The sequence below is a fragment of the cyanobacterium endosymbiont of Epithemia clementina EcSB genome, assembly GCF_029919255.1.
In the GTDB taxonomy this organism is placed as follows: Bacteria; Cyanobacteriota; Cyanobacteriia; order Cyanobacteriales; family Microcystaceae; genus Rippkaea.
On sequence record NZ_CP123991.1, the window covers coordinates 2,120,973 to 2,146,097 of the forward strand.

Sequence of the window (25,125 nt, forward strand, 5' to 3'; positions counted from 1 at the left end):
ATATTCAATTAATGCTTTTTTTAAGTAAAATCTGAACCAAATCTAATCTCTAATTATTTATCTAAGCTTGTTAATGTTTGAAAACTTATCCTACTTCTACTTTAATGATAGAAGATTATGATGGGTATACTGCCATGTCCCAGCAAGGAGGAGCTACCGTAACTGTTGGAATCTATCGGAATAATTCCTGAGCTAGTCATTTGGAAAAAGTATATATTACTATTCTCAAACTTAATCAAATTCAATTATCCTAATTAGTAAATTCTCATATATAGTTGTAGACTATAAAGCGTCATCTTTATCATTATCGTTGCTAAGAGAGGGTAAGTAAAATTGTCTTGTCGTTATCTGTTTACTTCCGAATCTGTAACCGAAGGTCATCCTGATAAAATCTGCGACCAGATTTCAGATGCTATTGTAGATGCTTTGCTTAGCCATGATGATCGCAGTCGCGTCGCGGCAGAAGTGGTCGTTAACACAGGCTTAGTTTTAATTACTGGGGAAATCACCTCCAAAGCTCATGTTAATTTTGTCGAGTTAGCTCGTAAAAAAATCGCTGAAATTGGCTATACTGATGCTAATAATGGATTTTCTGCTGATAGTTGCTCTGTTTTAGTTGCTGTAGACGAGCAGTCTCCTGATATTGCCCAAGGGGTAACGGAAGCTCACGAACAGAGACAGTCTCTTAGTAGTGACGAATTAGATAGCATTGGAGCCGGCGATCAGGGGTTAATGTTTGGGTTTGCTTGTAATGAGACCCCTGAATTAATGCCTTTACCCATCAGTCTAGCCCATCGCTTCTCTCGTCGCTTGGCTGCGGTACGTAAAATGAGAGAACTATCTTATTTACGTCCTGATGGTAAAACCCAGGTATCAATTATCTATGAAGATGGAAAACCTGTGGGGATTGACACCATTCTTATTTCTACTCAACATACTGAAATTATTGACTCGATTACAGACAACGATAAGGTTCAAAAAAAGATTAAATCCGATCTATGGGAAGCTGTCATTTTACCTGTCTTGAACGATTTTCAGATTAAACCTAGTAAAGACCTCAACTTTTTAGTCAACCCGACGGGTAAGTTTGTTATTGGAGGTCCTCAAGGAGACGCTGGATTAACGGGACGTAAGATTATTGTCGATACCTACGGTGGTTACTCTCGTCACGGTGGCGGTGCTTTCTCTGGTAAAGATCCGACAAAAGTAGATCGCTCTGCGGCCTATGCTTGTCGTTATGTGGCTAAAAATATCGTTGCTGCTGGTTTAGCAGACAAGTGTGAAGTTCAAGTAAGTTATGCTATCGGAGTGGCCCGCCCTGTGAGCATCCTCGTGGATACTTTTGGCACGGCTAAAGTTGATGAAGATAAACTTCTTGATTCAGTTAAAGAACATTTTGAATTACGTCCTGCAGGCATTCTTCAAAGTTTCAACTTACGAGAATTTCCTCTAAAACGAGGCGGTCGTTTCTATCAAGATGTAGCAGTTTATGGACATTTTGGACGAATTGATCTGGATTTGCCTTGGGAAGCGACCGATAAAGTTGCTTTACTCAAAGATACTTTTGCTAGTCCTTTATCAGGGATTACAGTTGGGATTTAAATTGAGTTCAATTCGTCAAGAGTGATTAGAGAAAAGAGTCATTGTACCCTTTTCTCTTTTTAATCTAACTCAGTTAGCTCAAGGGACAAGTTTTTCGAGGTACTGACTTTCTATTAAAAAAACTCCTTTGCTAAAACGAACCCCCCAATAATCTCCCGGACGGCGATCAATAACGATGCCTTGGGACCCAATTTCTAAAATATCAGCCGGACGTAACATGGGCATGGGATCAGCCGTTTTTAGATAGGGAGGACTAACACTCAAGAGAACTTGGCAACCCACCGTAATTTCTGAAGAATTCATATCAATGATTAATCAAGATTTTAGAAGAACTTAACTAAAAATATTAGCTTTAGAAGATGTGAGTCATCAAATATTAGTTGATGATTCATTAGTAGGAGAAGCCATGAAATATAATTGTGGCTAAAGTTTTTATTTTGACGATTTTTTGAGTTTTATGATTAAATTTGCTACCTTCCTATTAGGTAAAGGGAATATCCTTCTGTTAAATTAACTGGTAATGATTATTTTCGGGTCATTTATCAACTTTTAATTGTTCTAACTAGGTCAACTCTTGCTGAATAAATTTTCATCTTCAATTTAATCAACTAGTCCTTTAAATTCTAACCAGTCTTGATTGTACAAACGAGATTGATATCTGGCTCCTCCATCACACAACACTGTTACAATAGTATGACCAGGTCCCATCTCTTTGGCTAAAGCGATTGCCGCACCGACATTAATGCCAACTGACCCCCCCATGAATAAACCATCTTGATACAATAATTGATAGACGACTCGAAGAGCTTCACAATCATTGATTTGAATAGCATCGTCAATAGGAATTCCCTCCATATTGGCAGTTATGCGACTATTCCCAATTCCTTCGGTAATAGAATTTCCTTCAGCTCTAATTTCCCCAGTCTTCACATAACTATAGAGTCCGCTGCCCATAGGATCGGCAACGATACATTTGATGTTAGGATTCTGTTCTTTAAAAAATAAGGCAGACCCTGCATAAGTTCCTCCAGTTCCGGTAGCAGATACCCAAGCATCCATTTTTCCATCGGTTTGAGCCCAAATTTCAGGACCTGTTGTTTCGTAATGGGCTAAGCGGTTTGCTATATTGTCGAATTGATTCGCCCAGATAGCATTATTTAGTTCTTGAGCTAGTCTCCCCGAAACTTTAATATAATTGTCGGGATCACGGTAAGGAACTGCAGGGACAGTTTTAACTTCAGCCCCCAAGGTTCTGAGAAGATCAATCTTTTCCTGGGATTGAGTTTCAGGAATCACAATTAAACATTTATACCCTTTCGCATTGCAAATATGGGCTAACCCAATCCCTGTATTACCAGCTGTTCCTTCAACTACCGTCCCCCCAGGTTTGAGCAAGCCTTCTTCTTCTGCGCCTTTAATAATATATGAGGCGGCTCTATCTTTAACAGAACCCCCTGGATTGAGAAATTCGGCTTTCCCTAAAATCTCGCATCCGGTTTCTTCGCTAAAACTCTTTAACCGAATTAGGGGTGTATTGCCAACTGTCCCAACAAAGCCGTCTTTAATATCCATAATCCTCTATTTCGTCAAATGACAACAGATAGCGATTTCTTTTAGTTGATTTAATCGTTATTCTCTTTTGTCTGATCGTCAATACTATCTTTGATAGTATCAGGAAATCAATAGATAAATCTAAGTTTTACAGGAGTCTTTGATTTTCTGTGTTACACTAACTCAGTATCTTGGTTTGAGGAGAAAACAGCCACTGAAGGCAACAAAAAAAGTTTGGTATGAGTTGACGATTGTACCCCAACTCTGATAAGACATCATATTAAAACCTAAAAAATGCTCTTCTCAAAAAAGAATGTTTTTAGATGAGGATGCTAACCAATTTTTTAAAAAACTAAGAAACTTTGACTCTATACATTTCTAAAATCTACTTTTTATAGTTTATAAGGAACTCTTAAATAGCGCAACCTTTCTGCTCTAATAGATTATTAGTCAGTTTAAAAACTTAAATTTTTTATAAATTTAGACTATCGATAAACCTTAGGAAGACGAAAAATTACAAAACTCAGATCTCGTACCAGTACAATAAAATTAGATAGATAAACAATTTATAATTGAATTCAGGTGAGTAAGCATCAAACTTAATTTATTTTGCCTCTTATCTCTCTTCCTTAGGTTATTTTCAAGGAGATGTAATGTTTTAGTAGAAGACTGAGAATAAATTTAATATAAAACCATTAAATATTTTTTAAAAATTACTACATAATAGCAGTGAACTTCAGAGCAGTAAAAGAAATTATTTGGAATATTGTTTCTCTATTTGGTATAGAGTAGAAGCCTTGAGTATAAGCTACATTGAAGACCAATTAGAGTAATTATATATTATGTACTAATATTGCCAAACTTAATAATGTAGAGTGAACTAGTAAAATACAAATTCAAAAAACTTTTAAATTAAAAGTTAACCGAGCTTATAAGTTCATAAATTCTCCTTTTAATCGACTTTGATTTATTATCTATACATTCCACTTATCTTTGATAGAAACAGGCAATAATTACTCCAATTAATGCCTAATTTTAAACATCTATTTTAGTAGGCTAATAAATAAGCTTGCTGATACCAATCAGCTAATTATAATAGTCCTGATACCTAATCTAGGTTTTAATCAGAAATCGTTTTAAATTGCTAATTTAAATAGTTCTTAATAAGAAAATACTAATTTTGTTGTTCTTTAGTAAAATCTGTTTAATTTTACTTTTTATTAGTGTTTATAGGTTATTTAATTTTAAATTAAAGTACTAATTTATTTAGAATAAAATTCTATAACTTTTCTTGTTTATATAATTTTTATATTAACTTATTTGTCTAACAAAAAACATTATAATATAATATAATTTTGTTATCTTTTAATCACAGTGATTTTGTCAATTGCTAACCGTTTCAATGTCTAATATTTTTGTCTCTATAATTCTTGACTTAAATATTTGAGTATTGTTTCCATTTCTTGTCCACTAACTCCATTCCTTTTAGCTACATTCTTAATTTTACTATTTAAGACTCCTTCAATATTTTTTATTTTTTTTTTAAAAAAAATATTCTTTTATTTCAAAAAAAGCTTAATTTTTATTAAAATTTGTTTCCACATTGATTCAATTGTATTTAATTACAATTGAATCAATGTGGATGGCTTTCTCTTTATGCTCAAGGCAAATCTCTGATGGTTAATTTTAAGAGTTAGGTATTGACAAAAAAGCTTAGATATGCAAACTTTAAGAGTAAAGACAATAGTGAAATCAACCTTATCTTTTTTTAAAAAAATAAGGTTAATTGAAATTCATAAATCTGTATTGTTACTGACTCTTGATATTTAGACTGTAATTGTTTATGCGAGGTGTTTTACAATTTATCTCATGATAATAAATTAGGTTTAATAAAAGGAATACAAAAGAAAAGACAAGTTTCAATCAAGAAAAGAAAGTATTATTCTGTTCAAACTTAATAGATAAAAAAATAGAATAATCGTTTATTCAAAAAAGTTTAAAGACCAATTCTTTTGACAAAATAACTAAGGCTCAAATAGACTCATAAAAATCTTGTTTTAAAAAACTTATTTTTTCTTATTAATTTGACATTTTTTTAGAAAATGTCAAATTAATAAATATATGTCCAGATAATCTCAGGTAATCTTGACTTATTACTTTGGTTGTTATTAAGCTTTTACTTAGTAAATTTTATAGAAAATAAATAGTAAATTAACAACTATTTAAAAATAGAATTTTTTCATCCAAAATAATTGAAATTGTATTTACAGAAAATAAAGTTTGATATAAATTACATATTTTTTGATATATTTATTCATTGTTTGATAATTTTAAGTTAGCTCAATATATAGCAGTTACTTTATATATTGCAGTAGATACTTTTTTAAATTTTAAAAAAGCTGTAAATATATCATTATTTAATTTACTTTCCTTACAAAGTTTTTTGGTATTTTAGTTACAATAAATATAAGCTTACATTGTAGATATATTTTCTGATAAGTCGAAATAGTTCTAGACCATTAAAATTTTGATAATCAGTAATAGAGATTGATTTTGAAGTTAGAATTTCATTTGTTTAACTAAGTTGAAGATTTGATGCTATGGATATAAATCCAGTCAAATTTTTTAGTTTAGCATGCATGGTTTAATTTAAATACAAGCTCTGCTATAATTATATAGGTATAACATGTTTGTTAATAAACTTCTTGTTTGAGAGCAAATTCTGTCTTTATATCTTTGAATATTAGATTACAGGTTTGGAATAAACAACTTTCTTAAAATTCTATTTCAAGATAAAAACTGAAATGTCTATAACTGATCAACTAAAACTACTAGATAGTATTGTTGTTACGGCAGAACAAATGAGGGAAATTGAAGCCCTGATTTTTAAGAACGGGATGCCTGTAGCAGCCTTAATGGAAAAAGTAGCAATTTTATTGGCTCGTCGAATACAAGAACTTTATCCCCTGTTTAAAACCTCAAAAATAGGAGTTTTAGTTGGACCTGGACATAATGGTGGAGATGCTTTAGTTATAGCTAGAGAATTGTATTTACAAGGTTATGATATTTGTTTATATAGACCTTTTTCTAAGTTAAAAGAATTAACTTTACAACATGCAAATTATGCTCATAACTTAGGAATCACCTGTTATCAAGACATTAAATTTTTAGAGAAATGCGAGTTGATTATTGATGGCTTATTTGGGTTTGGTTTAACACGATCACTCTCAGAAAATATTGCCAAGGCTGTAGATATTATTAACCAAAGCTCTATTCCCATCATTAGTATTGATATTCCCTCTGGCTTACATACGGATACAGGAGAAGTCTTAGGAACAGCTATCAAAGCCACCTATAGTTTTTGTTTAGGCCTGTGGAAACCAATTTATTTTCAAGATCAAGCCCTAGACTACATTGGCAAAGCAGAACGGATTGATTTTGGTATTCCTCCTCAAGATGTCTGGGCAATTTTACCCAAACCTGCCCCCATAAAACAGCTGACTCTAACCCTAGCACGACAATTTTTACCCTTGCGCCGTCCCTTATTAACCCATAAATACAAACAGGGGCATTTGTTGCTTATTTGTGGTTCTCGTCGCTATGCAGGAGGTAGTATCTTGACAGGCTTAGGTGCGCGTAGTAGTGGTGTGGGAATGCTATCGATTGCCATTCCTGAGTCCCTAAAACCTTTGTTAGTCAGTCAGTTACCCGATGCGTTAATTATTGAGTGTCCTGAAACCGAAACTGGGACGATCGCCCGATTACCCCCCCTAGCCACAGCCTTTGATAACTATGATGTCATTGCCTGTGGACCGGGGTTAACCTTGGAGGCAACATCGGTAGTCGAACAAGTATTAACAGCATCGTGTCCTCTAGTTTTAGATGCAGATGGGTTAAATATCCTAGCTAAATCAGGAACTATTAACACTTTATCAAAGAAAAACAGCCTTACGGTTTTAACCCCTCATCTAGGGGAATTTAAACGGCTGTTTCCTGATATTGAGCATCCTGGCGGAGATAGAATAGCGGCTGTTCAAGCTGCGGCTAAAGCAAGTGGTGCAATCATTTTGTTTAAAGGTGCTAAAACGGTGATCGCTGACCCTAATGGTCATGTCTGGTTGATTCCTCAGAGTACTCCCGCTTTAGCACGAGGAGGTAGTGGAGACATTTTAACTGGGTTGATCGGGGGATTACTAGGGCAAACTATTTCTAGTTTTCATGAGAAAGAGATAGACGGGGGAAAAATGGTGGCGACAGCCGCTTTGTGGCACGCTCAAGCGGCTGTTTTAGCAGCAAAAGAACGTACTGAGTTAGGGGTAGATGCTGTTACTCTGTCCAATTATCTGCACCAGGTGAATTGGAATAATTGAGAAGAAACAAAACTCTATTAAGAAGACTCTATAATTTAGTTGAAGAAATCGTTAACGCGGTTAGCCACTGGTGGCGTGAAAAGAAAAGTCATGAGGACAGACCCCTCCCATTCAGACACAACACGGGAACCTCAGTTACATTATCCCTCCAAACTTCATGCAAAAACTCCTTTCTGGCATCACCGCGTTTTGATGTGGGGGGGCGGAATTGTTTTACTGGGACTACGTACAAGTTTAATCTCTGGATGGTTTTTCTTGCAGCGGAACCTAACTCCTTGGTTAGAAACTGAACTCAGTGATTTTTTAAATCGTCTAGTTAATTTAGGAACCCTTCAGTATTTTTCATTAGGTCGAGTGCGTTTTGGTGAAAGTCAGATTGCTAAAACTACTACTGATCCTGCTCAAGTTACTATGGCTGCTTTAGATGTAGCCTATAATCCTCAGAAAAAATAACTTATTTTATCTCTCTATATTTAAGTTATTGGAGTTACATTCGTATTGCTTTAGTTGATATTTTTTATAGTAACTACTTTGAGTAAGACTTTGTTTAACCGACTTAGCTAAATCACATTCATAGTCAAACATCTTTCTATATCTGGCAATTTTATGAGCTTTGATGTGATCCCATTCCTCTTTCATTATGTTTAATTCCGGACTGCAAGCTTGTTTAAAATTGACTACTATAAATTATTTCATACTTTTATGAGAGCTTTTTAAAATATTTTATATTTTCTTTTCTTTAACTCCTTTAGGAACCCGACGTCAAGTTAATACAACGAAACCTAGCTATCAAGTAGTATCAATCCGGTTATATACTGATATCCTAGAACGATTTCGCAATACAGCTAAAAACGATCTTAAGATTAAACAAACTTAAAATTTCTCAAAAATAACTAAATGTATTGATCAATAAAACTCTACCTAACTTAGGATAATAACAATCAGTAGAATTCTTGTATAACCTGACTTGACAATGATTTAATTGCCAGTAAACTATTCCCGAATAAGGTCTGTAAGACGTTAATATTAATAATTTTGTGTAACAGATTTTGCAGAACTAGAAAAAAGGATATTTAATATTAATTTTAATTAAATTTAAAAATTTAATTAAAATTAACCTCAGAGAATGATTCTGTTTGTACCTTATGCCAATTTAAAATTAACTTTAGCCCTTATTAAGGCTAATTTGATAAGAGCTAAAAAGTACTAGAAAAGTGAGTAAAGTTCGCCTCATGTTTCATAGTTTAATTTTATTGATTTGATATAATTGATTCTGGACCTAATAGTAACATTTAATAACAAGATTAGTCGTTTTTTATTAAAAAATAGACTTTTATTAACTCTGTTTATATATTAATAACCAAAGAGAAATAAAAGCTAATATCGTACGATATTAGCTTTTATTCATTTATTCAAAAGAGTTGGGACAAGTTTTTTAAATAAATGATTATCCTGTTTTTCTTTATCTCTAGACTTGCAATCAACTGGTACTCTCGTTTTTTTATTGAGAATTGTTGATTTTTAGCTGTTCCTATCATCAAACCTAATTCTTGTTTATTTAGATAAATCGTCAAATATCTTGAAAAAACATACAAACTAAATGCTTAAATTTAGCAATAGCAATAAAGATAAGTATAAAAGTCTAAATTATACTTGGTCGTTGATTTACTTGTTATAGTTTTAATAGCTATCTTTTTTTAAAAAACAGATATACTTATAAGTTTTTTAGTCTTTATTGTTAGCGATTGATTTATGTTTTTAGATTTGTTATATTTAACCTGATCTCTCGATGCGTAACTCCTAAAAGCTGTTAAAGCTTAATTAATTATGTATTGTGAACCTATGTAGCCCACCAAGTCAATAGGGGAGAAGCTTCTCAAAAATAGTCAACGTAACCAAATTACATCACATAAAGCATCACTGAGGAAAGCAATTAGCCAAAATTGCTTTATGTGGAAGAGATATCTATCTGTCAATAAAATGGATTAATAGAAAAAGATATGAGAGAGTACTGATATATTCTCTTTTTTGATCTTTATTTCAGCCTAGTTAATGAACAAATCAGATCCGAATATAATTTTGCGATTACTGCCCTTTTTTGCGGGAGGACTTGGCAGTATCCTCTTATTCATTAATCGTTTTACTACATTGACCCTAACGGAATCTCAGTCTCGTTCCGATGTAGTAGGAGTTATTCTCAATGGGGTCTTGATTTTAGTAGGGTTAATCTGGCACCAAGTTCAACCACGATCACCTGATGCTGTTACCCTCGTTGGAGAACAAGGTTTCGAATTGGCTCCCGATTTACCAAAAGAAATCAAAAAAGAACTTGCTTGGGCCTCCTATTTAGTATTAACTAATACCGTTACCAAATCTTTGGTGGTTTACTATCAGGGGATAGTGGTGTTGAGACGAGGGATTTTAGGCGTTAACTCTCAAGTGATTCCGGGCAAGATTTTAGAAAGAGTTTTGGCAAGTGAAAAGCCAGTTTACCTGGTTAATTTGCCTCTTTATCCAGGACGCGTCGAGTTTGATTATCTCCCTGAAAATACTCAGGGAGTGATATGTCAACCTATAGGAAACCAAGGGGTGTTGATTTTGGGAGCAAATGTCCCCCGAAGTTATACTAAACAGGACGAAAGTTGGATTAAGGGAATCGCTGACAAGTTAGCAGATACCTTACAAACCTACTCGCAATAGGTCTGTATTTTGTCAATCATTTTAGCTAGGGAACAGTAAAGACAAGTCAACCGCTATTTACCTTCTAAGAAAACATCCGATGAACCTATCCCCTGACCCCTTACCCCAAGTCCGAACCCTATCAGATCTAAGAGGTTCTATGACTCATCCTTATCATCAAGGAAGTCATTGGCAACCTCAAGTATTGCCGGAAACATCATTTTATTATTTTGCCTACGGGTCTTGTATGTGTCCTGTAGACTTAAAACGAACTTTTGGCGAAAACACCTATCAATATGTGGTTGGAACCGCTATCTTGAAAGGATACCGGTTAGGATTCTATCGTCGTTCCCTACGACGTAATTGTGGGGCATTGGATGTAGTTCGTGATCCAAACTCTCGCGTAGAAGGAGTTTTATATCATCTTCCTTGGCGGTTTAGCGCTCACCTCGATGCTCGAGAAGAGGTTCACCGCAATGGATATCGTCACGAATATATTGATGTTCACAGTGAAGGAAAATTCTATGAAAATGTGCGAACTTATGTCGTTATTGATAAACTACCTCAAGAATTAGCCCCCAATGATTGGTATTTAAATGTAGTATTGCGAGGAGCGGTAACTTGTGGGTTATCGGAGGAATATTGTTGGTGGTTATTTAACCACATGCACCAACTCCAGTTACAACAAAGTCGAGAGGTTATCCTTGCAAATTGTTCGTGAGTAAAAAACTATCTCCCAAAGTTACCTTAGTGATCGGCTCATCTAGTGGCATGGGTAAGGCAATCACCCATTGTTTAGTGACTGGCAGCTATTACTTAGCTATTTGCTTGTGCCCGTATTTAAGAAAATTTACGGCAATTAGCCGAAGAATTATAAAGTTTAGGGGCTTAATTTTTTAAAAAATTAAGTTTATCTAAGTAAAAAGTCAGTATTTTACAGTTTTATGAGAAAATCAGTCAAACTTGGGGTGGTATAGATGTATTGCTTAATAATGACTGGTTAGTACACAAAGAATCTTTGATTAGTTACGAGACCCAAGTATGTCGAGAAATACTAGACGTGAATGTATTGGCTTTGTGTATTTGCACTTGTGAAGTGGTTGGGGATATGGAGGATAAGGGTGGCTATGTTGTTAATTTTTATTAAATTAGTAATCATTAGTTTTCTTGAAAAAAGGGGTTTATGCAGTGAGCAAATCTGTGGTTTGCACTTTGATAGAAGGGTTACGACAGGAATTTTAAAAAGCAGGAATTCGGTTATCTTTTAGGCTAATAAATTAGTCGATTAGTTATCGGATTTTATTTTATAATTCCTGCTTTTTTGACTATTTTAGTGCTGAGTTTAGGATACTGTTCATTTTAACAATTTCCTCTAATTGAGACTTTTTTACTAGGGTAATTATACTAAAGAGAGTCGTGAAAACCAACTATCTAATAAATAAGAGAGCAACGAGCTAGATAAAACGATGTCTATAAAATCTTTTTTAGCTCCGTATCTTAGTTAACTTTAACTAAGATACGAAGCTAAAAATTTAAAATAATGTAGGAGCAAGAAAATGATATTTACTTTGGAAAGTATTTTAGAGATTAACTCTCAAAAATAGTGAGCTCTCTGTAGGAATAGATTCTGATAATGATCAGGTAATTATGAGAAAATATAATGAATCGAGAAAAGAATAAGTTTAAAATATTAATAATAAGAACTGAAAGTAAAGAGGATAAAAAACTCTATTAACTAATAGACTACTTAAAGAATTAACCTGCTAATTAAAATTAAGACTAGAAAGTTGATAAATATTGAGGAATATGGACAGGAAGAAGAGCCTCTTAAATAAGAAGAATTTATATTTAAAAGTTGAACAATAAAAAAAAATATCTAAAAATTGAAAAAAAGATATTTTTTTTATTAACTTAGAGTAGAATCGGAGTCAATTAATGGATTTTTTAAACAGCTAACGGTAAAAACCTTACGGAATTAAATTCAAAGAGTGAAGACAAAATGGCTGAATTTAGTTGATGAACATTTGCCTAAAGATGTAGGGCTATCTAAAAATTTTTTTAATCATAAAAGATAATAGCGGATGGCATCATAGCAAAAAGAGAAAAATTACTGAACTAATCATTAGAGAATATTTTCCAGCTTACTCTCCAGAATTATGGTCAACAGAAAGATTATGGACGTTAGTAGATAAGTCTTGATTTAATCAGTAATTTGCAGTAATTCATGAAATGAAATAATTTTTTGGAGGTTTTAAAAATGGTATAACAACCAGATTTAGTATCACCTATAGTTACGGCGATTATTTTGACTTTTTGTTGGAAATTAGATAATAAATCTCTAGCGAATAATTTTGCTCGGGCGATTGCAGTTGGTATTTTTTTATTAATTTATCATCTCAATTCAGTTTTCTTTTACAGTCGATCACGGCAGGACTGGCTAAACTGTGATTCTACCATTCCAAAAACAGATTTTCTTCTGTGAGAAATTTAAAGGTTTTGCACCTGTCTCCTTGTGCTTCCTTTTTAACAATTATTTAGGATAAAATCTTAACTATACCTAATTTTTTGGAACTAGAACACATTAAAGAGTTCTGGATTCCTTTAAGTTAGTTTTTCCTTGAAGTAGGAAGTTTGATTTTTTGGGAGGAATTAGTAATTATTCCCTTTTTTAGAATTTGATATGGTTAATCAGTTTCATTGGCTAATTGCCACAAAATTTATCAGTGGGGTAGCCGATTAGACAGCTTTCCTCAGGTCTGGTAGTTCTAACCGAGATCTTTGTTGAGCATAAGCTTGCAGGAGTTATAGGCGTCATATCTATTTTTATAGAAATTTTACTTTTATCATGATATATACTCCTATATTATTGAAATAATATGGTATTTCGAGAGTTTACACTTTTATTTAGGTATTTTTTCCTGGAATGATGGAAACAATCGCCACAGCAACAGTTTCCATTGGGGGCTATAACTGAGCTTATATTCAATTTTCTTGATTTTTCATAGCTAAATTACTATTCATTCCTCTTAGGAATGAATAGTAATTTAGCTATCTTGGTTTTATCAGACTTATAACAAGCGATTAAAACGCAAAACAGCTTATACATATCGGAGACAGTACAAGTCATTCATATCTATTATTGGATAGACCCAAAACTTAAACAGTCTTTGCAAAAATAGTTAGGATTAAAGTCTTAAGAGATCGCCTTTTCGTTCATTAGGAGGATTAAGTATGGTTAATTATCCTAATTTGGGGTAATAATGATATTATATTCTTAAAACGTTTTCCTAGGAATTTAATAAAACAGTTAAATTCTATTGTTATGGTTTCCAACTCTTTTATCTTCCCTAAACTTTCTCGTCGTGCTGTCTTGAAACTTTTAGGGGTTGCAATACCTGGAGCAATATTAGGCTATTCTCGTTTTAGTAAACTCCAACCTTTTATCTATCAACAAGACAACTTAAGTTTACCTTCTCGACCAACTGAACCTAAATCTGTAGTCATAATTGGTGCAGGTTTAGCAGGATTAGCTTGTGCTTACGAATTAAGTCAACGAGGGTTTCAAGTAACTTTATTAGAGAGATCACCTAATCTAGGAGGTAAAATTGCCAGTTGGACAGTTCAAGTAGGTAATGAAACTTTCAAAATGGAACATGGATTTCACGGTTTTTTTCCCCAGTATTATAACCTGAATAGTATTGCTAAAGAATTGTCAATTACAAATCAATTTCAATCGTTAGAGTTTTATTCTGTTGTCTTTAAAGACAATTTTTATCAACCAGAAAATTTTTATCCAAGTCACTCAACTTTTCCCTGGAATATTATTGATCTTTGGTTTTGGTCTTCTAATCGTTTTCAATGGGGAATCAACTTACTAAAACCCTCCCACTGGGAAGTTTTTCGAGCTATTACAGGAGTTCAAATTCCTAAAACTTTTATAAAATTTGATAATATGTCCGTAACTGAATGGGTGAAACAAGGGTTTCCCCAAGGAATTTATGACTTATATTTTCTTCCCTTTGCTAAATCTACTTTAAATGCACCTGATATTTTAAGTGCAGGAGAATTATTACAATTTTTCCATTTTTATTTTTTTGGAAATCCTGAAGGATTAGCTTTTAGTGGAACTAAAGATGACATGGGAACAAGTTTAGTTCAACCTTTTATCAAAGCAATTCAAAAAAATGGGGGACAAGTTGTTCCTGAAGGAATTGTTAATCAAATTGTCTGTAACAACGAAAAAATTATTTCTCTAACTTATCAACAGGGAAACTCGCAAACTGAAGTTCCTTTTTGGGTAGAACGTAATGATTATTTGACTAATAGTCACGTAACATACTATGGTGCAGGTGATCGAGTTTTTATTGCTACTTCAAATCATCAAGAAGTAATTTCTTTAACTTGTACCCACCAAGGTTGTACGGTAAGTAGACAAACGGATGGAACTTTTTTGTGTCCCTGTCATGGAACGTTATATAACGCTCAAGGCAAAGTATTTAAAGGTCCTGCAAAACAAAATTTACCTCACTATAAAATAGACCAGCAGAAGGAAACATCAATTCAGTTAATTGGTATTTCTATTATATCTTCAAAAGAGTGTAAAATGCTAGAAGCAGATTATTATGTTATGGCTACCGATGTTCCTGGAATCAAACAATTATGGGGGTTGGTAGAAGGAGATATTAATCCAAAAGTTACTGAACAAGTAGTAACCTTAAAAACAGCTGATCCATTTGCTGTCGGACGGTTTTGGTTTGACCAAGATTTTGACTGGAAATATAGTGATTTTACCTCTATTTCAGGATATAAACTAACCGATAGTATTACTCTTTATCACCATATTCAAAATCAGTTTATTGAGTGGTCAAAACGCACAGGGGGAAGTGTAATAGAGTTACATGCTTATTGTTATAAAGAAAAGGATTTTCCAAATCAAGAATCTCTCTTGACAGCGTTTGAACAAGAATTATATGAAATTGTTCCAGAATTAAAACGAGCTAACTGCTTAAATAGGGAATTAGTTAACCAGAATAATTTTTCAGGTTATCCTCCTAACAGTTATAATAATCGTCCAAAAACTACAACAGAAATCAAAAATTTATGCTTTGCTGGAGATTGGGTTAAGATGCCTTTTCCCTGTGGTTTAATGGAACGTGCAGTAAGTAGTGGACTTTTAGCAGCTAATGAAATTTTACATCAAGAAGGGTTACAAAGACGTACACTGTTAACAGTTGCACCGTCAGGATTACTCAAAATCTAGAACTTTTTATTTTTTTTATTTCTATATTTTTTATAAAAATTTTAACAAAAAGAAAATCTATTATAATAATAATTTTTCTTAGTCATTTAATCTCTAACCTGTTTCTCTTAATGCTTTAGGATTTTCCAAGAAAAATTAATACATCTGGATAAACCTATTAATTTAATTCCAAAATTTTATATGGCTAAAGAAAAGGGAATTATCCAAGGATAATATAAAACATAAATTATAAGAATAATACGATATACAAAATAGACAATATATACTGAACTAAAATTTTTTAGAAATTTTAGTTCAGTTAAAAATAAAATTAAGTAAAGCTGGCTGACTTTAAACTAAGTTTTATAGTTTAAATATTATTCAAGTCAGTTAAAAATTAGCATCAGATTTACGTTAATTGATGTCTCTATTAATTCATACTTTTATTTAAGTGTCTTGTGCTAGCAAATTCTCTATTTTTTTCAGTATGAGTTAATAGTTTATCTGTTTCCTTAATATTTATTAACATAATGTTGTTTATTTATGTCCAACTACTGAATTTCCAGAGTTTGTCAGCATCCTTCCCAAGGATATCACCAGACGCCATCCCCTGGATACATAGGAAGAAGCAATAGTTGATTTAAATGGCTTTTACTTGAATTTCTACCGTTCAACCTAACCTTAGATCTTCGATTAAAAGGCTTTCTACCGCAAAACGGCAATTAGGCACAAAGGACCTAAATCAGGGTAAGTATAATTCTATTTTAATTTAGTAGAAAAACTAACAAGTTGACTTCTCAATCTTTATACTGGGGACCCTTCTATATAAAATTCCTAGTGCCCAAAATTAAGATCATAGTTATCTCGTTCTGGTAATAAAGACTATGGATAAATTGTGTAACCCTGTCCAATACGCTTTTCTATAGCCAGATATGGTTTTAAAAATGACTTCAACCCCTGCTTGTTTAGTGAGAATTGAACTATGATCGCTACTACCATTAGCTACGATTTGCATGTTCTTTAACCTTAAACTATCTAGAGAGGTAATACCATCAATGATGGTAGCTTATCCATTCCAAACAGGGATAATAACGAGAGTATTCTCTCTCCGGTTTCTATGATTAATATTCTTAACTTCAATCATCTCATTATCTCATCTAATTTTAAGCGTCACGTACTAGAATATGGAGAGTAAGAATCGATTACTATATCGAATATCTATTATTAGACTGCACCAGAATTATTTCTAGAAGAAGTTATGAAGCCAGTTGATTTTCTCCTAATTATTCATCCAGTGATTGCTGTTATTTTTGTTTTTCCTTTAATTGGTATTGTGTCTTATTTTGCTGAGCAAACTCGTCAAAGACGTTTACAAACTTTAAATAAGAAAAAAAGTAACATTTCTCCAGTAGTCGGACGAGAGCATGTTTTAATGGGACGTTGGTTATCAGGTTCGATAGTCGGAGTTAGTTTGTTAGGATTAGCATATCCCATTGGGGAAAACATTATTAACAACCGACTTTGGTCAAGTAACTTATTTCTCTTTCTTTTTATTTTAATAATATTTGTAGTTACAATTGCTGCTTTGGTAATTCTTCAGAAAACACGACAGAAACACTGGCGGGGAGTTTTTGCTACTTTAACTGGAATAGGACTAGTGATTTTAGGATTTCAAGATGGAGTATTCCGTCGAGATAATCAATGGTATATGTCTCATTTCTATTTTGGTATTTTAGCTGCTTTGCTGATGATTTTTTCTTTGGCTATTCTTGAAGAGATTTATCAAGATTGCTCTAATCGTTGGCGCAGTGTTCACATTATTTTAAATTGTTTCGCTTTGTTATTATTTATGGCACAAGGTATGACAGGGATTAGAGATTTATTAGAAATTGGTAAATATAAACTCGGAGGATAATTTTGAAGCAAATATAGAAAAATTATTCAGGACATAACAATTTCACGAGGTAAAAATTGGTTTTAAATTCAGATATAGTTTTGGATATAAGGTATTAGGTTAGATCAAGAACAACTTTGAGCTAAAAAACACAGTTATCGTACGCTTTATGAATTGTTTCGATTACTTTCTCCTTTTCAACCACGCCATACATACAGATGGTCTTTGTCTCCAGAATTTAAAAGAACCTCACCAGGAGAATAGGTTGCTTTCGGTTAAGATTTAAAAAGTTGAACAGTTTCCACTAGATTCAACATGATTTTAAACTTGACTTAAACAACAAACGTTGAATTGAGAGTCAACATGAAAGTTAAGGGGAAGTTTGGTCTTATCAATAATCTCTAAGTCAATTGTGACCTAATGACTTTATATTGACCCCCATTTAAACTTTACCTTACTATTTAGTCAGATTTTTACTAAGTCTGGCAGTCATTTTTTGAGTATGTAATATAGTATCGACGGTAGAAATAGAGTTTTAAGAACATGAAAAAAAATTATTTCTCATCAATCTCATGGAGTTTTAAGAAAAACTCCTTTACTTCGACCTCATCACTGCCAGATTCTGTGCCATTGACAAAATCACCACAACATGGAGAATGTTCTCTTTTTTGACGAAAAATTATTTTCAGAAGCAGATAAAAAACACCACAGACAAAATAAGAAACAATTACATACTGTCAAGCATTTAATTTAAGTGGACTCGTTGAGTCAAAAATTAAAAACAGCGATGTTTGGAAGTTCCACTCGGCTGTAGCTAGCAGACTGTTTTAATTGAGAATCCGTACATCAATAGTACTAGTGTTAAAGTTATAATCTTTTCCTTCTAACTCAATTAACGTACCAATTTTAACTTTTTGATTCCCTAACACTGCCCCTGTGTCCGTAATTTGAGCCTCTCCTCCTAAAGTCAAAATCATATCCTTAAAAAATACGACTTCTGGTCTAGGATCAGGAAGTGCTTTAACAGATCCATCAGGTTGAGGAACTACTGTTGTACGTGGAAGGGGCTGAATGTTTTTAACATCAACTTCCCCCGCTGGTTGGTTACGAATAACAATATTAGTCTTTTTTTTGTTTTCAAATTGCTGTATCAATGACTCAGGATTACGCACTCCTAAACCTCGAACAATAACATCAACTTCGATAGGCTTCTTTGATGCTTGCGCGATGGTACTCACCCCTGATTTCCCAGGAACAATAAAAATACCGATAATCACCAGGAGAATAACCAAAGCCGCACCAATATCCAAAATACTAACTTTAGTAAATAAACGTCCTTTAGAATCTAATAGCTTCATAATAAATAGTCAATTTAGAGTACAATTAGACACAAATCAAGAATTTTTATAAAAACTTGCTCTAACTTGCTCTAAGATATCTAGGCTAACATGTTACCAACCAAAACAATTCTACCATAGTCTTTGACTGTCTTTTACTAAGCAGACGCATCGACAGGTTAAAAATACCCACATTCCCTTAGGATTGATATCCTAAACAATAAGAGCGAACCGTTAAGTTGAATCTATGCAGCCCCAATCTTCCCCTCAATCTCCCGTTTCTATTCCTTTCTCTACTCGGAGTGCTTTCGTCAGACGCACTACTAAGGAAACCGACGTGATAGTGTCCCTAAATTTGGATGGTCAGGGAATTTGTCATGTAGCAACGGGAATTCCTTTTCTAGACCATATGATTAATCAAATTGCTTCTCATGGGTTAATTGATTTAGAGGTAAAAGCTACAGGAGATTTAGGAATTGATGATCACCACACAAATGAAGATGTAGGCATTACTCTAGGTCAAGCATTAGCTGAAGCGTTAGGAGATCGCAAGGGAATAACCCGTTTTGGACATTTTATCGCCCCTTTAGATGAAGCGTTAATTCAAGTAGCTTTAGACTTTTCAGGACGACCTCATTTAAATTATGGGTTAGAAATTCTCACCCAACGAGTAGGGACCTATGATACTCAACTAGTCCGTGAATTTTTTGTAGCATTGGTTAATCATAGCCAAATGACTCTACATATTCGTCAATTAGATGGTATGAATTCTCACCATATTATCGAGGCAACTTTTAAAGCATTTGCGCGATCAATGCGGATGGCTTTAGAAATTGATCTCCGTCGTTCCGATACTGTTCCTAGTTCTAAGGGAATGTTAGTTTGATATTTTATTGCTTATCAAAAATAACTAATGATTTTTGATAAGCAATCCCCGTTTTTGTAATGACCTGATTGCTGTTAAGTCCAAAGAAAGATTAATCAATAGTTCTTTAAACGTCTTTCCGTGACACTCTTGCAGAAACTAGTATTCTAAATCTGTTAAATCGACATCGGTTAAATCAACGAACTGATAATCATAATTGAGTAAACTCTGACTAGGCCAACCATAGAGATACAGACAAAGTCAAGGAATTGTGGTTAATGGTAACTTATCCTTTGACCAATCTATTTTTATTAACGATGGCCTTCCTAAGAAAAATCTGTAATGGGTAATATTCTCTGGAGCAAGTAATTATGTCAACTAATATCGTTGGTGATTACTTAAATAATTTAACTATTTTATTAATTCTTCAGTATTCTCAGTTTCCTTTTCTAATTCCTAATATTGAGGATTTAAAAAACTAATGCAGTAACTCCAAAAGTTTTCGGACTACAAAAACCCTATCTTTGTAGTCTTCTTGTTTGTCTCCTCAAAGGAAAGCAACCGTCTATTATATCAATTTAATTTCCCAACGTCCCAATTCTGCATAAACAAAAATATGAAAGATTACTCCTGGGACCAGTTTTTTAGATAATGCTTGAATTCCAGCGATAGGATCAGATAAATATTAAAGTTCCCCCACACAATCAATTAATGCGAGTTCTCCTGGTAGTTGTGCGACATTTTCTAATTTTAACCATTTAATTTTAAATAGTTAAAATTAATAGATACTTTGTTTTTAGCAGCAACTTCTGACTTTAAAAAACGTTCCTAGACAATTTCTAAGGCTTTTTTACTCAAATTAATTCCTACAATGTCAGTATCGGGGTTCAGCATAATTACTCCGTTTTTACCCCTGTTCCACACCCTGTATCGTAAGATACGAATATCTTGTCTAGAAAATTTTGTTCCGGTACCGAAATTGTAAGTTGCCGTCCAATTTCATCGTCAATTATACCCAGGTGGCAGTTCATCATAATAAGAGTTTAGTAAGAAAGGAATAGGTTTTATACAGAAGTTGAACGACGCAACCGGAACTTTCCTGAGATTACCAATAGGTCTTTTAAAAAATAAGGAAGAGGGGGTGAAAGGGAATTTACCTTTTTTCCCTTTTGCCTTCACATAGCATAGCGTTTTACTCCCATTCAATGGTTCCAGGGGGTTTAGAAGTAATGTCATAAACAACACGATTAACCCCTTGAACTTCATTCACAATGCGGTTTGAGATACTTTCAAGTAAGTCATAGGGGACTCTAGCCCAATCGGCAGTCATCCCGTCTTCACTGGTAATCAACCGTAAAACAATAGGATGAGCATAGGTGCGTTTATCTCCCATGACTCCCACACTTCGCACCGGTAAAAGTACAGCAAATGCTTGCCACAACTCATGATACATCCCATTTTTAGTAATTTCATCACGCACGATGAAATCTGCATCCCGCATTAAATTAAGACTTTCAGAAGTCACTTCCCCCAGGATCCGAATAGCCAACCCAGGGCCAGGAAAGGGATGACGGCGGACAATTTCTTCAGGTAAGCCTATCACTCGGCCAAGTTTACGAACTTCATCTTTAAATAGTTTCCGCAGAGGTTCTACCAATTTAAAGCGGAGATTTTTGGGAAGTCCTCCTACATTGTGATGGCTTTTAATTTTAACAGCTACCCGTTCCCCCGTTTTCGGATCAACATTACTGTCAGCAGATTCAATCACATCAGGGTAGAGAGTTCCTTGAGCTAAATAATCAAAAGGTCCAAGGCGATCTGATTCTTCTTCGAAAACTTGAATAAATTCGTGTCCAATGAGACGTCGTTTGGTTTCGGGATCAGTGACATCTCTAAGTTGTGCCAAAAATCTTTCTCTGGCGTTTACATACTCAACACTGATATGAAACTCTTTATTGAAGATGTCTACTAATCTTTCGGGTTCTCCTTTTCGCATAAACCCTTGATCAATGAACACACAAGTCAGTTGATCTCCAATGGCGCGATGGAGAAGAAAAGCTAAAGTGGAAGAGTCTACCCCACCAGAGAGAGCTAACAAAACTCGCTTATCTTTGACTTTAGCGCGAATCTCTCGAATAGATTCGTCAATAAAGGCTTCGGTTGTCCAAGTCGGTTCACATTGACAAATATGATATACAAAGTTGCGAATTAGGGCAATTCCCCCCACGGAATGAACAACTTCTGGGTGAAATTGAACCCCGAAGAGTTTCTTTTGATGATCGGCGATCGCCGCACAAGGAGTATTATCGGTGTGGGCTAAAATTTCAAAACCCTCGGGGAGTTGAGTACAGGAGTCACCATGACTCATCCACATGGTCGCACCTTCTTCAACGTTGGTGAGTAAATTTGTGGGATCATCGATATGTAGGGACGCTTTACCATATTCTCCCTTTTTGGCCCTTTCTACTTGCCCTCCTAATTGTTGAACCATAAGTTGCATTCCGTAGCAAACTCCTAGGATAGGAATACCTAGGTGAAAGATTTCGGGATCACATTGAGGGGGGCAGCTGTCATAGACAGAATTAGGACCTCCTGACAGAATAATTCCTCGAGGATTTAGCTGATTTATTTGTTCAATTGTAGTCCGATAAGATAGAACTTCTGAGTAAACTTCTGTTTCACGAACACGACGAGCAATTAATTCTGAATATTGGGAACCAAAGTCCAGAATAACTAGGATTTGGCGATTTAGGTTTTCTTCAACGGGCTTCGTTAAGAAAGTTTCTGTTGGTTTGGTTATATCAGGCGTTTGGGTAGTCACGTTTAGGGAGATTCTATACAATAAGGACTAACAGTTGCAAGTTGCTAAAATTGACTGGAAAGTGCGCTAACAATTTATTTTTCTTAGATGACAATAATCAAGAGCAAGAGTTGCGTTTGAACCGTTTTAATCGTTAATTCTACCATTACAAGTTGTTTTAAACCTCGATCTTAATCGAAATTGAGAGTAGTCTTTATATTGATACATTAAAATTATCTAGTTGAAAATCATTTGTTTTTTTATAATTCGAGGTGTGCGCAATTATCGATTAGGGCAGGGGTTCCATCCGGTTTAACTGATCCAAATTTTTGGAAGTAATGGCGAATCTCTGTAGGAAATTCAGGAAAATCAAATAAGTTATCTCCTTCAGCAATATCAGCCCAGAAATATTTTAAATGAGGAACTAGTTTTTCAGCTTCTTTCATAGATATTTCAAAGGGTGAAGTAGTCAATAATTTGAGCATGAAAGGAAAAGAGCGCTCTCCAAGTAGCTGACGAGACATTGTGGTTAAATTCTCCCAACCAGGGACTCTATCGACTCGATGGGATTTAATATTAAGATTAATATCTCTTTGACATGTTCGTTCAACTTCTATAATTCGATAGGGATGGGGATAACTAACCAAAGAACCCGTCGTAATTTCGTAAATGTTATTATGATAAGCGATATCTTGAACGTGCAAATGACCGGTAAAAATAAGCCTACAACCTGTATTTTTTAATAGGTCTAATAACAAAGGGGCATTGTCCAACATATAGCGTTTACCTAGGAGGTGATTTGCCTGTCTTGGTAAATGTTCAATAACATTATGATGAATCATTATCAAAACTAATTGGTCTTTAAGTTGAGGAAGTAATTTTTCTAACCAAGTTAATTGTTTTTCATCTAAACAACCTAATTGTTTTCCTTCGTCATTAAATTGATTGGAATTAAGGCCAATTAATTGTACTCCTGGCAAAACTTCATGGGTATAGTAACATTGACGACTATCACTGTAACCATGAAAACGATAGTACTTGGTAAACTCTTGAAAACCAATGGTGTTCTGTGTTGAATACAAGGTAGGAACATCATGGTTACCAGGAACGACATATACTGAAAACGGTAAGATCGCCAAACGTTGTTGCAACCAAGAATGATTATCAGGCTCCCCATCCTGAGTTAAATCCCCTGGAATTAAAAGAAAATCAAGATCAAGTTCTTCTAAATGACTAAAGACCTTTTCTATAGCTAAAATACCAATTTCTACTATAGAAAAGCGGGTATGGTCATGGTTTATGGTGTAGGGAACTGCTAAATGGGGATCACTGATAATGGCAAAGCGAAATTTCATACACTATAACGATGGTAGAGTCTTCTTTTTATAGAAAAGTATAGGAGGAATTCATTTTGGGACGAGTTCGTGTTCGTCAACACGTTAATCCACTTAGTGGTAAGTACCGCCAACCAATTACACTTCCTCATTGGGAAGATATTTACGGCAACTACGCACAACCGCTTCATTTGGATATTGGATGTGCAAGGGGAAAGTTCTTATTTAAAATGGCTTCTTTGTATCCAAAGACGAATTTCTTAGGAATCGAAATTCGAGAACCGTTAGTGACAGAAGCTAATGAGCACCGCGATCGCTTAGGATTGACAAATCTTCATTTCCTCTTTTGTAATATTAACCTATTTTTGAATCCTTTACTTGCTTCTTTACGCCCAGATGTTCTTCAATGGGTGACAATTCAATTTCCAGACCCTTGGTTTAAACATCGTCACCTAAAACGGCGAGTTGTGCAAGCCGAATTGGTCGATACGTTAGCACAATATTTAGCCGATGGAGGAACAGTATTTTTACAATCTGATATAAAGATAGTTGCTCAAGAAATGGGGGAACGATTTTTAGCTCATCCTAATTTTGTAAAACAACATTCAGAAAATTGGTTACCCAAAAACCCATTTGATATTGCTACAGAAAGAGAAATTGCTTCTCTTAATAAGGGAAAATATATTTATCGATTATTGCTAAAAAATTTAAATAAACTAGTTTCTCTCTATTAATAGCAGAAAAAAATCAATCAATAATAAGTCTAGATTTTTTTATGTCAACACATTTAAAACTCATTCATAATGGATGAACAAAAATTATTTTCTTATGTAAGAGGGGATAAATATCTTGATCTAAATTAGTAATTCACAAAAAAATATAATTTAGCCCATTACTTGATTTTACTACTCAAATTATTGATTTTAATGGTGTAAAAGTAGCTATTGTAAGATAAATAAGTTTTTTGGAATATTTATTTAGATTATTTAGATTATTTATTGATTTTTTTATTTTCTTAGTAATCAACAATTTTTTTAAAAAAATAAAAAAGATTTTTTTACAGAGCCAGTTCCTTATTTATCCAAAAACAATGTCATTCTTGATGATATATTGTATATAGCTAAAAGAATGAATTAGTTGTGGTTTAACCAAATAATTAGATTTTAATACTTGAATTTATGAACTGTTAAGATAGACAAGTTTAGTTTTAGATAAAGGTCAATACAAGAAAAAATAATCTAAACAAACATTTTTATATTTAGCATATAAACTAACTGAATTAAATTTAGGTTATGCAGTCAGCAATGGAGTAATTTAGGCTTAGCCTAAAATTAGTGATATATCTAGTTTATTTGCATAATTACATAATTATATTAAAGTTCAGTCTTCTGCTGCATTCTATATTCTATTTATCTAAAAAATAGAATATAGAATGCAGCATTAGTTTTATCTGT

Annotated in this window: 17 protein-coding genes and 1 pseudogene; 10 read left to right on the plus strand and 8 right to left on the minus strand. The window is 33.8% G+C overall.

The window, feature by feature from the left end; all coding sequences use genetic code 11:
* Positions 1 to 333 precede the first annotated feature (333 nt).
* Positions 334 to 1,602: a methionine adenosyltransferase gene (metK, locus tag P3F56_RS07010; RefSeq protein WP_281152186.1), complete on the plus strand. Its 1,269-nt coding sequence runs from the start codon at positions 334 to 336 to the stop codon at positions 1,600 to 1,602.
* Between the two features lie 78 nt (positions 1,603 to 1,680).
* Here metK and sipA read toward each other — a convergent pair whose 3' ends face one another.
* Together sipA and P3F56_RS07020 are read right to left on the minus strand one after the other, a co-directional pair.
* Positions 1,681 to 1,905: a regulatory protein SipA gene (sipA, locus tag P3F56_RS07015; protein ID WP_281152187.1), complete on the minus strand. Its 225-nt coding sequence runs from the start codon at positions 1,903 to 1,905 to the stop codon at positions 1,681 to 1,683.
* A gap of 297 nt (positions 1,906 to 2,202) precedes the next feature.
* Positions 2,203 to 3,174 (minus strand): cysteine synthase A, encoded by a 972-nt coding sequence (locus P3F56_RS07020; protein ID WP_281152188.1) that lies wholly within the window; start codon positions 3,172 to 3,174, stop codon positions 2,203 to 2,205.
* A gap of 2,783 nt (positions 3,175 to 5,957) precedes the next feature.
* Between P3F56_RS07020 and P3F56_RS07025 the strand changes: the two genes are divergently transcribed.
* The 6 genes from P3F56_RS07025 to P3F56_RS07050 all read left to right on the plus strand — a co-directional run bounded on the left by P3F56_RS07025 (position 5,958) and on the right by P3F56_RS07050 (position 15,462).
* Positions 5,958 to 7,523 (plus strand): NAD(P)H-hydrate dehydratase, encoded by a 1,566-nt coding sequence (locus tag P3F56_RS07025; protein WP_281152189.1) that lies wholly within the window; start codon positions 5,958 to 5,960, stop codon positions 7,521 to 7,523.
* Between the two features lie 39 nt (positions 7,524 to 7,562).
* Positions 7,563 to 7,976: a hypothetical protein gene (locus P3F56_RS07030; RefSeq protein WP_281152190.1), complete on the plus strand. Its 414-nt coding sequence runs from the start codon at positions 7,563 to 7,565 to the stop codon at positions 7,974 to 7,976.
* A 1,599-nt stretch (positions 7,977 to 9,575) separates the two neighbouring features.
* Positions 9,576 to 10,223: a cofactor assembly of complex C subunit B gene (locus P3F56_RS07035; protein ID WP_281152191.1), complete on the plus strand. Its 648-nt coding sequence runs from the start codon at positions 9,576 to 9,578 to the stop codon at positions 10,221 to 10,223.
* Between the two features lie 139 nt (positions 10,224 to 10,362).
* Positions 10,363 to 10,923, plus strand: a complete 561-nt coding sequence (locus tag P3F56_RS07040) for a gamma-glutamylcyclotransferase (protein WP_281153756.1) — start codon at positions 10,363 to 10,365, stop codon at positions 10,921 to 10,923.
* A gap of 210 nt (positions 10,924 to 11,133) precedes the next feature.
* Positions 11,134 to 11,349 carry an SDR family NAD(P)-dependent oxidoreductase gene (locus P3F56_RS07045; RefSeq protein WP_281153757.1) on the plus strand — a complete coding sequence of 72 codons (216 nt, stop codon included), beginning with the start codon at positions 11,134 to 11,136 and terminating at the stop codon, positions 11,347 to 11,349.
* 2,175 nt (positions 11,350 to 13,524) lie between these two features.
* Positions 13,525 to 15,462 (plus strand): FAD-dependent oxidoreductase, encoded by a 1,938-nt coding sequence (locus P3F56_RS07050; protein WP_281152192.1) that lies wholly within the window; start codon positions 13,525 to 13,527, stop codon positions 15,460 to 15,462.
* 838 nt (positions 15,463 to 16,300) lie between these two features.
* On the opposite strand, the gene P3F56_RS07055 is transcribed toward P3F56_RS07050, so the two are convergent.
* Positions 16,301 to 16,456: a hypothetical protein gene (locus P3F56_RS07055; RefSeq protein ID WP_281152193.1), complete on the minus strand. Its 156-nt coding sequence runs from the start codon at positions 16,454 to 16,456 to the stop codon at positions 16,301 to 16,303.
* A gap of 243 nt (positions 16,457 to 16,699) precedes the next feature.
* On the opposite strand from P3F56_RS07055, the gene P3F56_RS07060 reads away from it, so the two are divergent.
* Entirely contained in the window at positions 16,700 to 17,356 is a 657-nt protein-coding gene (locus P3F56_RS07060) for a DUF4079 domain-containing protein (protein ID WP_281152194.1), read from the plus strand.
* 806 nt (positions 17,357 to 18,162) lie between these two features.
* Here the strand turns inward: P3F56_RS07060 and P3F56_RS07065 are convergent.
* On the minus strand, positions 18,163 to 18,693 hold the full coding sequence (locus tag P3F56_RS07065; protein WP_281152195.1) for a DUF4330 domain-containing protein: 531 nt from the start codon (positions 18,691 to 18,693) through the stop codon (positions 18,163 to 18,165).
* A gap of 226 nt (positions 18,694 to 18,919) precedes the next feature.
* Between P3F56_RS07065 and hisB the strand changes: the two genes are divergently transcribed.
* Positions 18,920 to 19,558 carry an imidazoleglycerol-phosphate dehydratase HisB gene (hisB, locus tag P3F56_RS07070; protein WP_281152196.1) on the plus strand — a complete coding sequence of 213 codons (639 nt, stop codon included), beginning with the start codon at positions 18,920 to 18,922 and terminating at the stop codon, positions 19,556 to 19,558.
* Between the two features lie 550 nt (positions 19,559 to 20,108).
* Here the strand turns inward: hisB and P3F56_RS10545 are convergent.
* The 4 genes and pseudogenes from P3F56_RS10545 to P3F56_RS07085 form a co-directional block, all read right to left on the minus strand.
* Positions 20,109 to 20,285: pseudogene (locus P3F56_RS10545) on the minus strand (SAM-dependent methyltransferase); the annotation flags it as partial.
* Between the two features lie 148 nt (positions 20,286 to 20,433).
* Entirely contained in the window at positions 20,434 to 20,571 is a 138-nt protein-coding gene (locus P3F56_RS10310) for a hypothetical protein (RefSeq protein ID WP_342637134.1), read from the minus strand.
* A 158-nt stretch (positions 20,572 to 20,729) separates the two neighbouring features.
* On the minus strand, positions 20,730 to 22,337 hold the full coding sequence (gene guaA / locus P3F56_RS07080; protein WP_281153758.1) for a glutamine-hydrolyzing GMP synthase: 1,608 nt from the start codon (positions 22,335 to 22,337) through the stop codon (positions 20,730 to 20,732).
* A gap of 260 nt (positions 22,338 to 22,597) precedes the next feature.
* The gene (locus tag P3F56_RS07085) at positions 22,598 to 23,692 is read right to left on the minus strand and encodes a metallophosphoesterase family protein (RefSeq protein ID WP_281152197.1); all 1,095 of its coding nucleotides are present in this window, start codon (positions 23,690 to 23,692) and stop codon (positions 22,598 to 22,600) included.
* A 56-nt stretch (positions 23,693 to 23,748) separates the two neighbouring features.
* On the opposite strand from P3F56_RS07085, the gene trmB reads away from it, so the two are divergent.
* On the plus strand, positions 23,749 to 24,405 hold the full coding sequence (gene trmB, locus P3F56_RS07090) for a tRNA (guanosine(46)-N7)-methyltransferase TrmB (protein WP_281152198.1): 657 nt from the start codon (positions 23,749 to 23,751) through the stop codon (positions 24,403 to 24,405).
* Positions 24,406 to 25,125 lie beyond the last annotated feature (720 nt).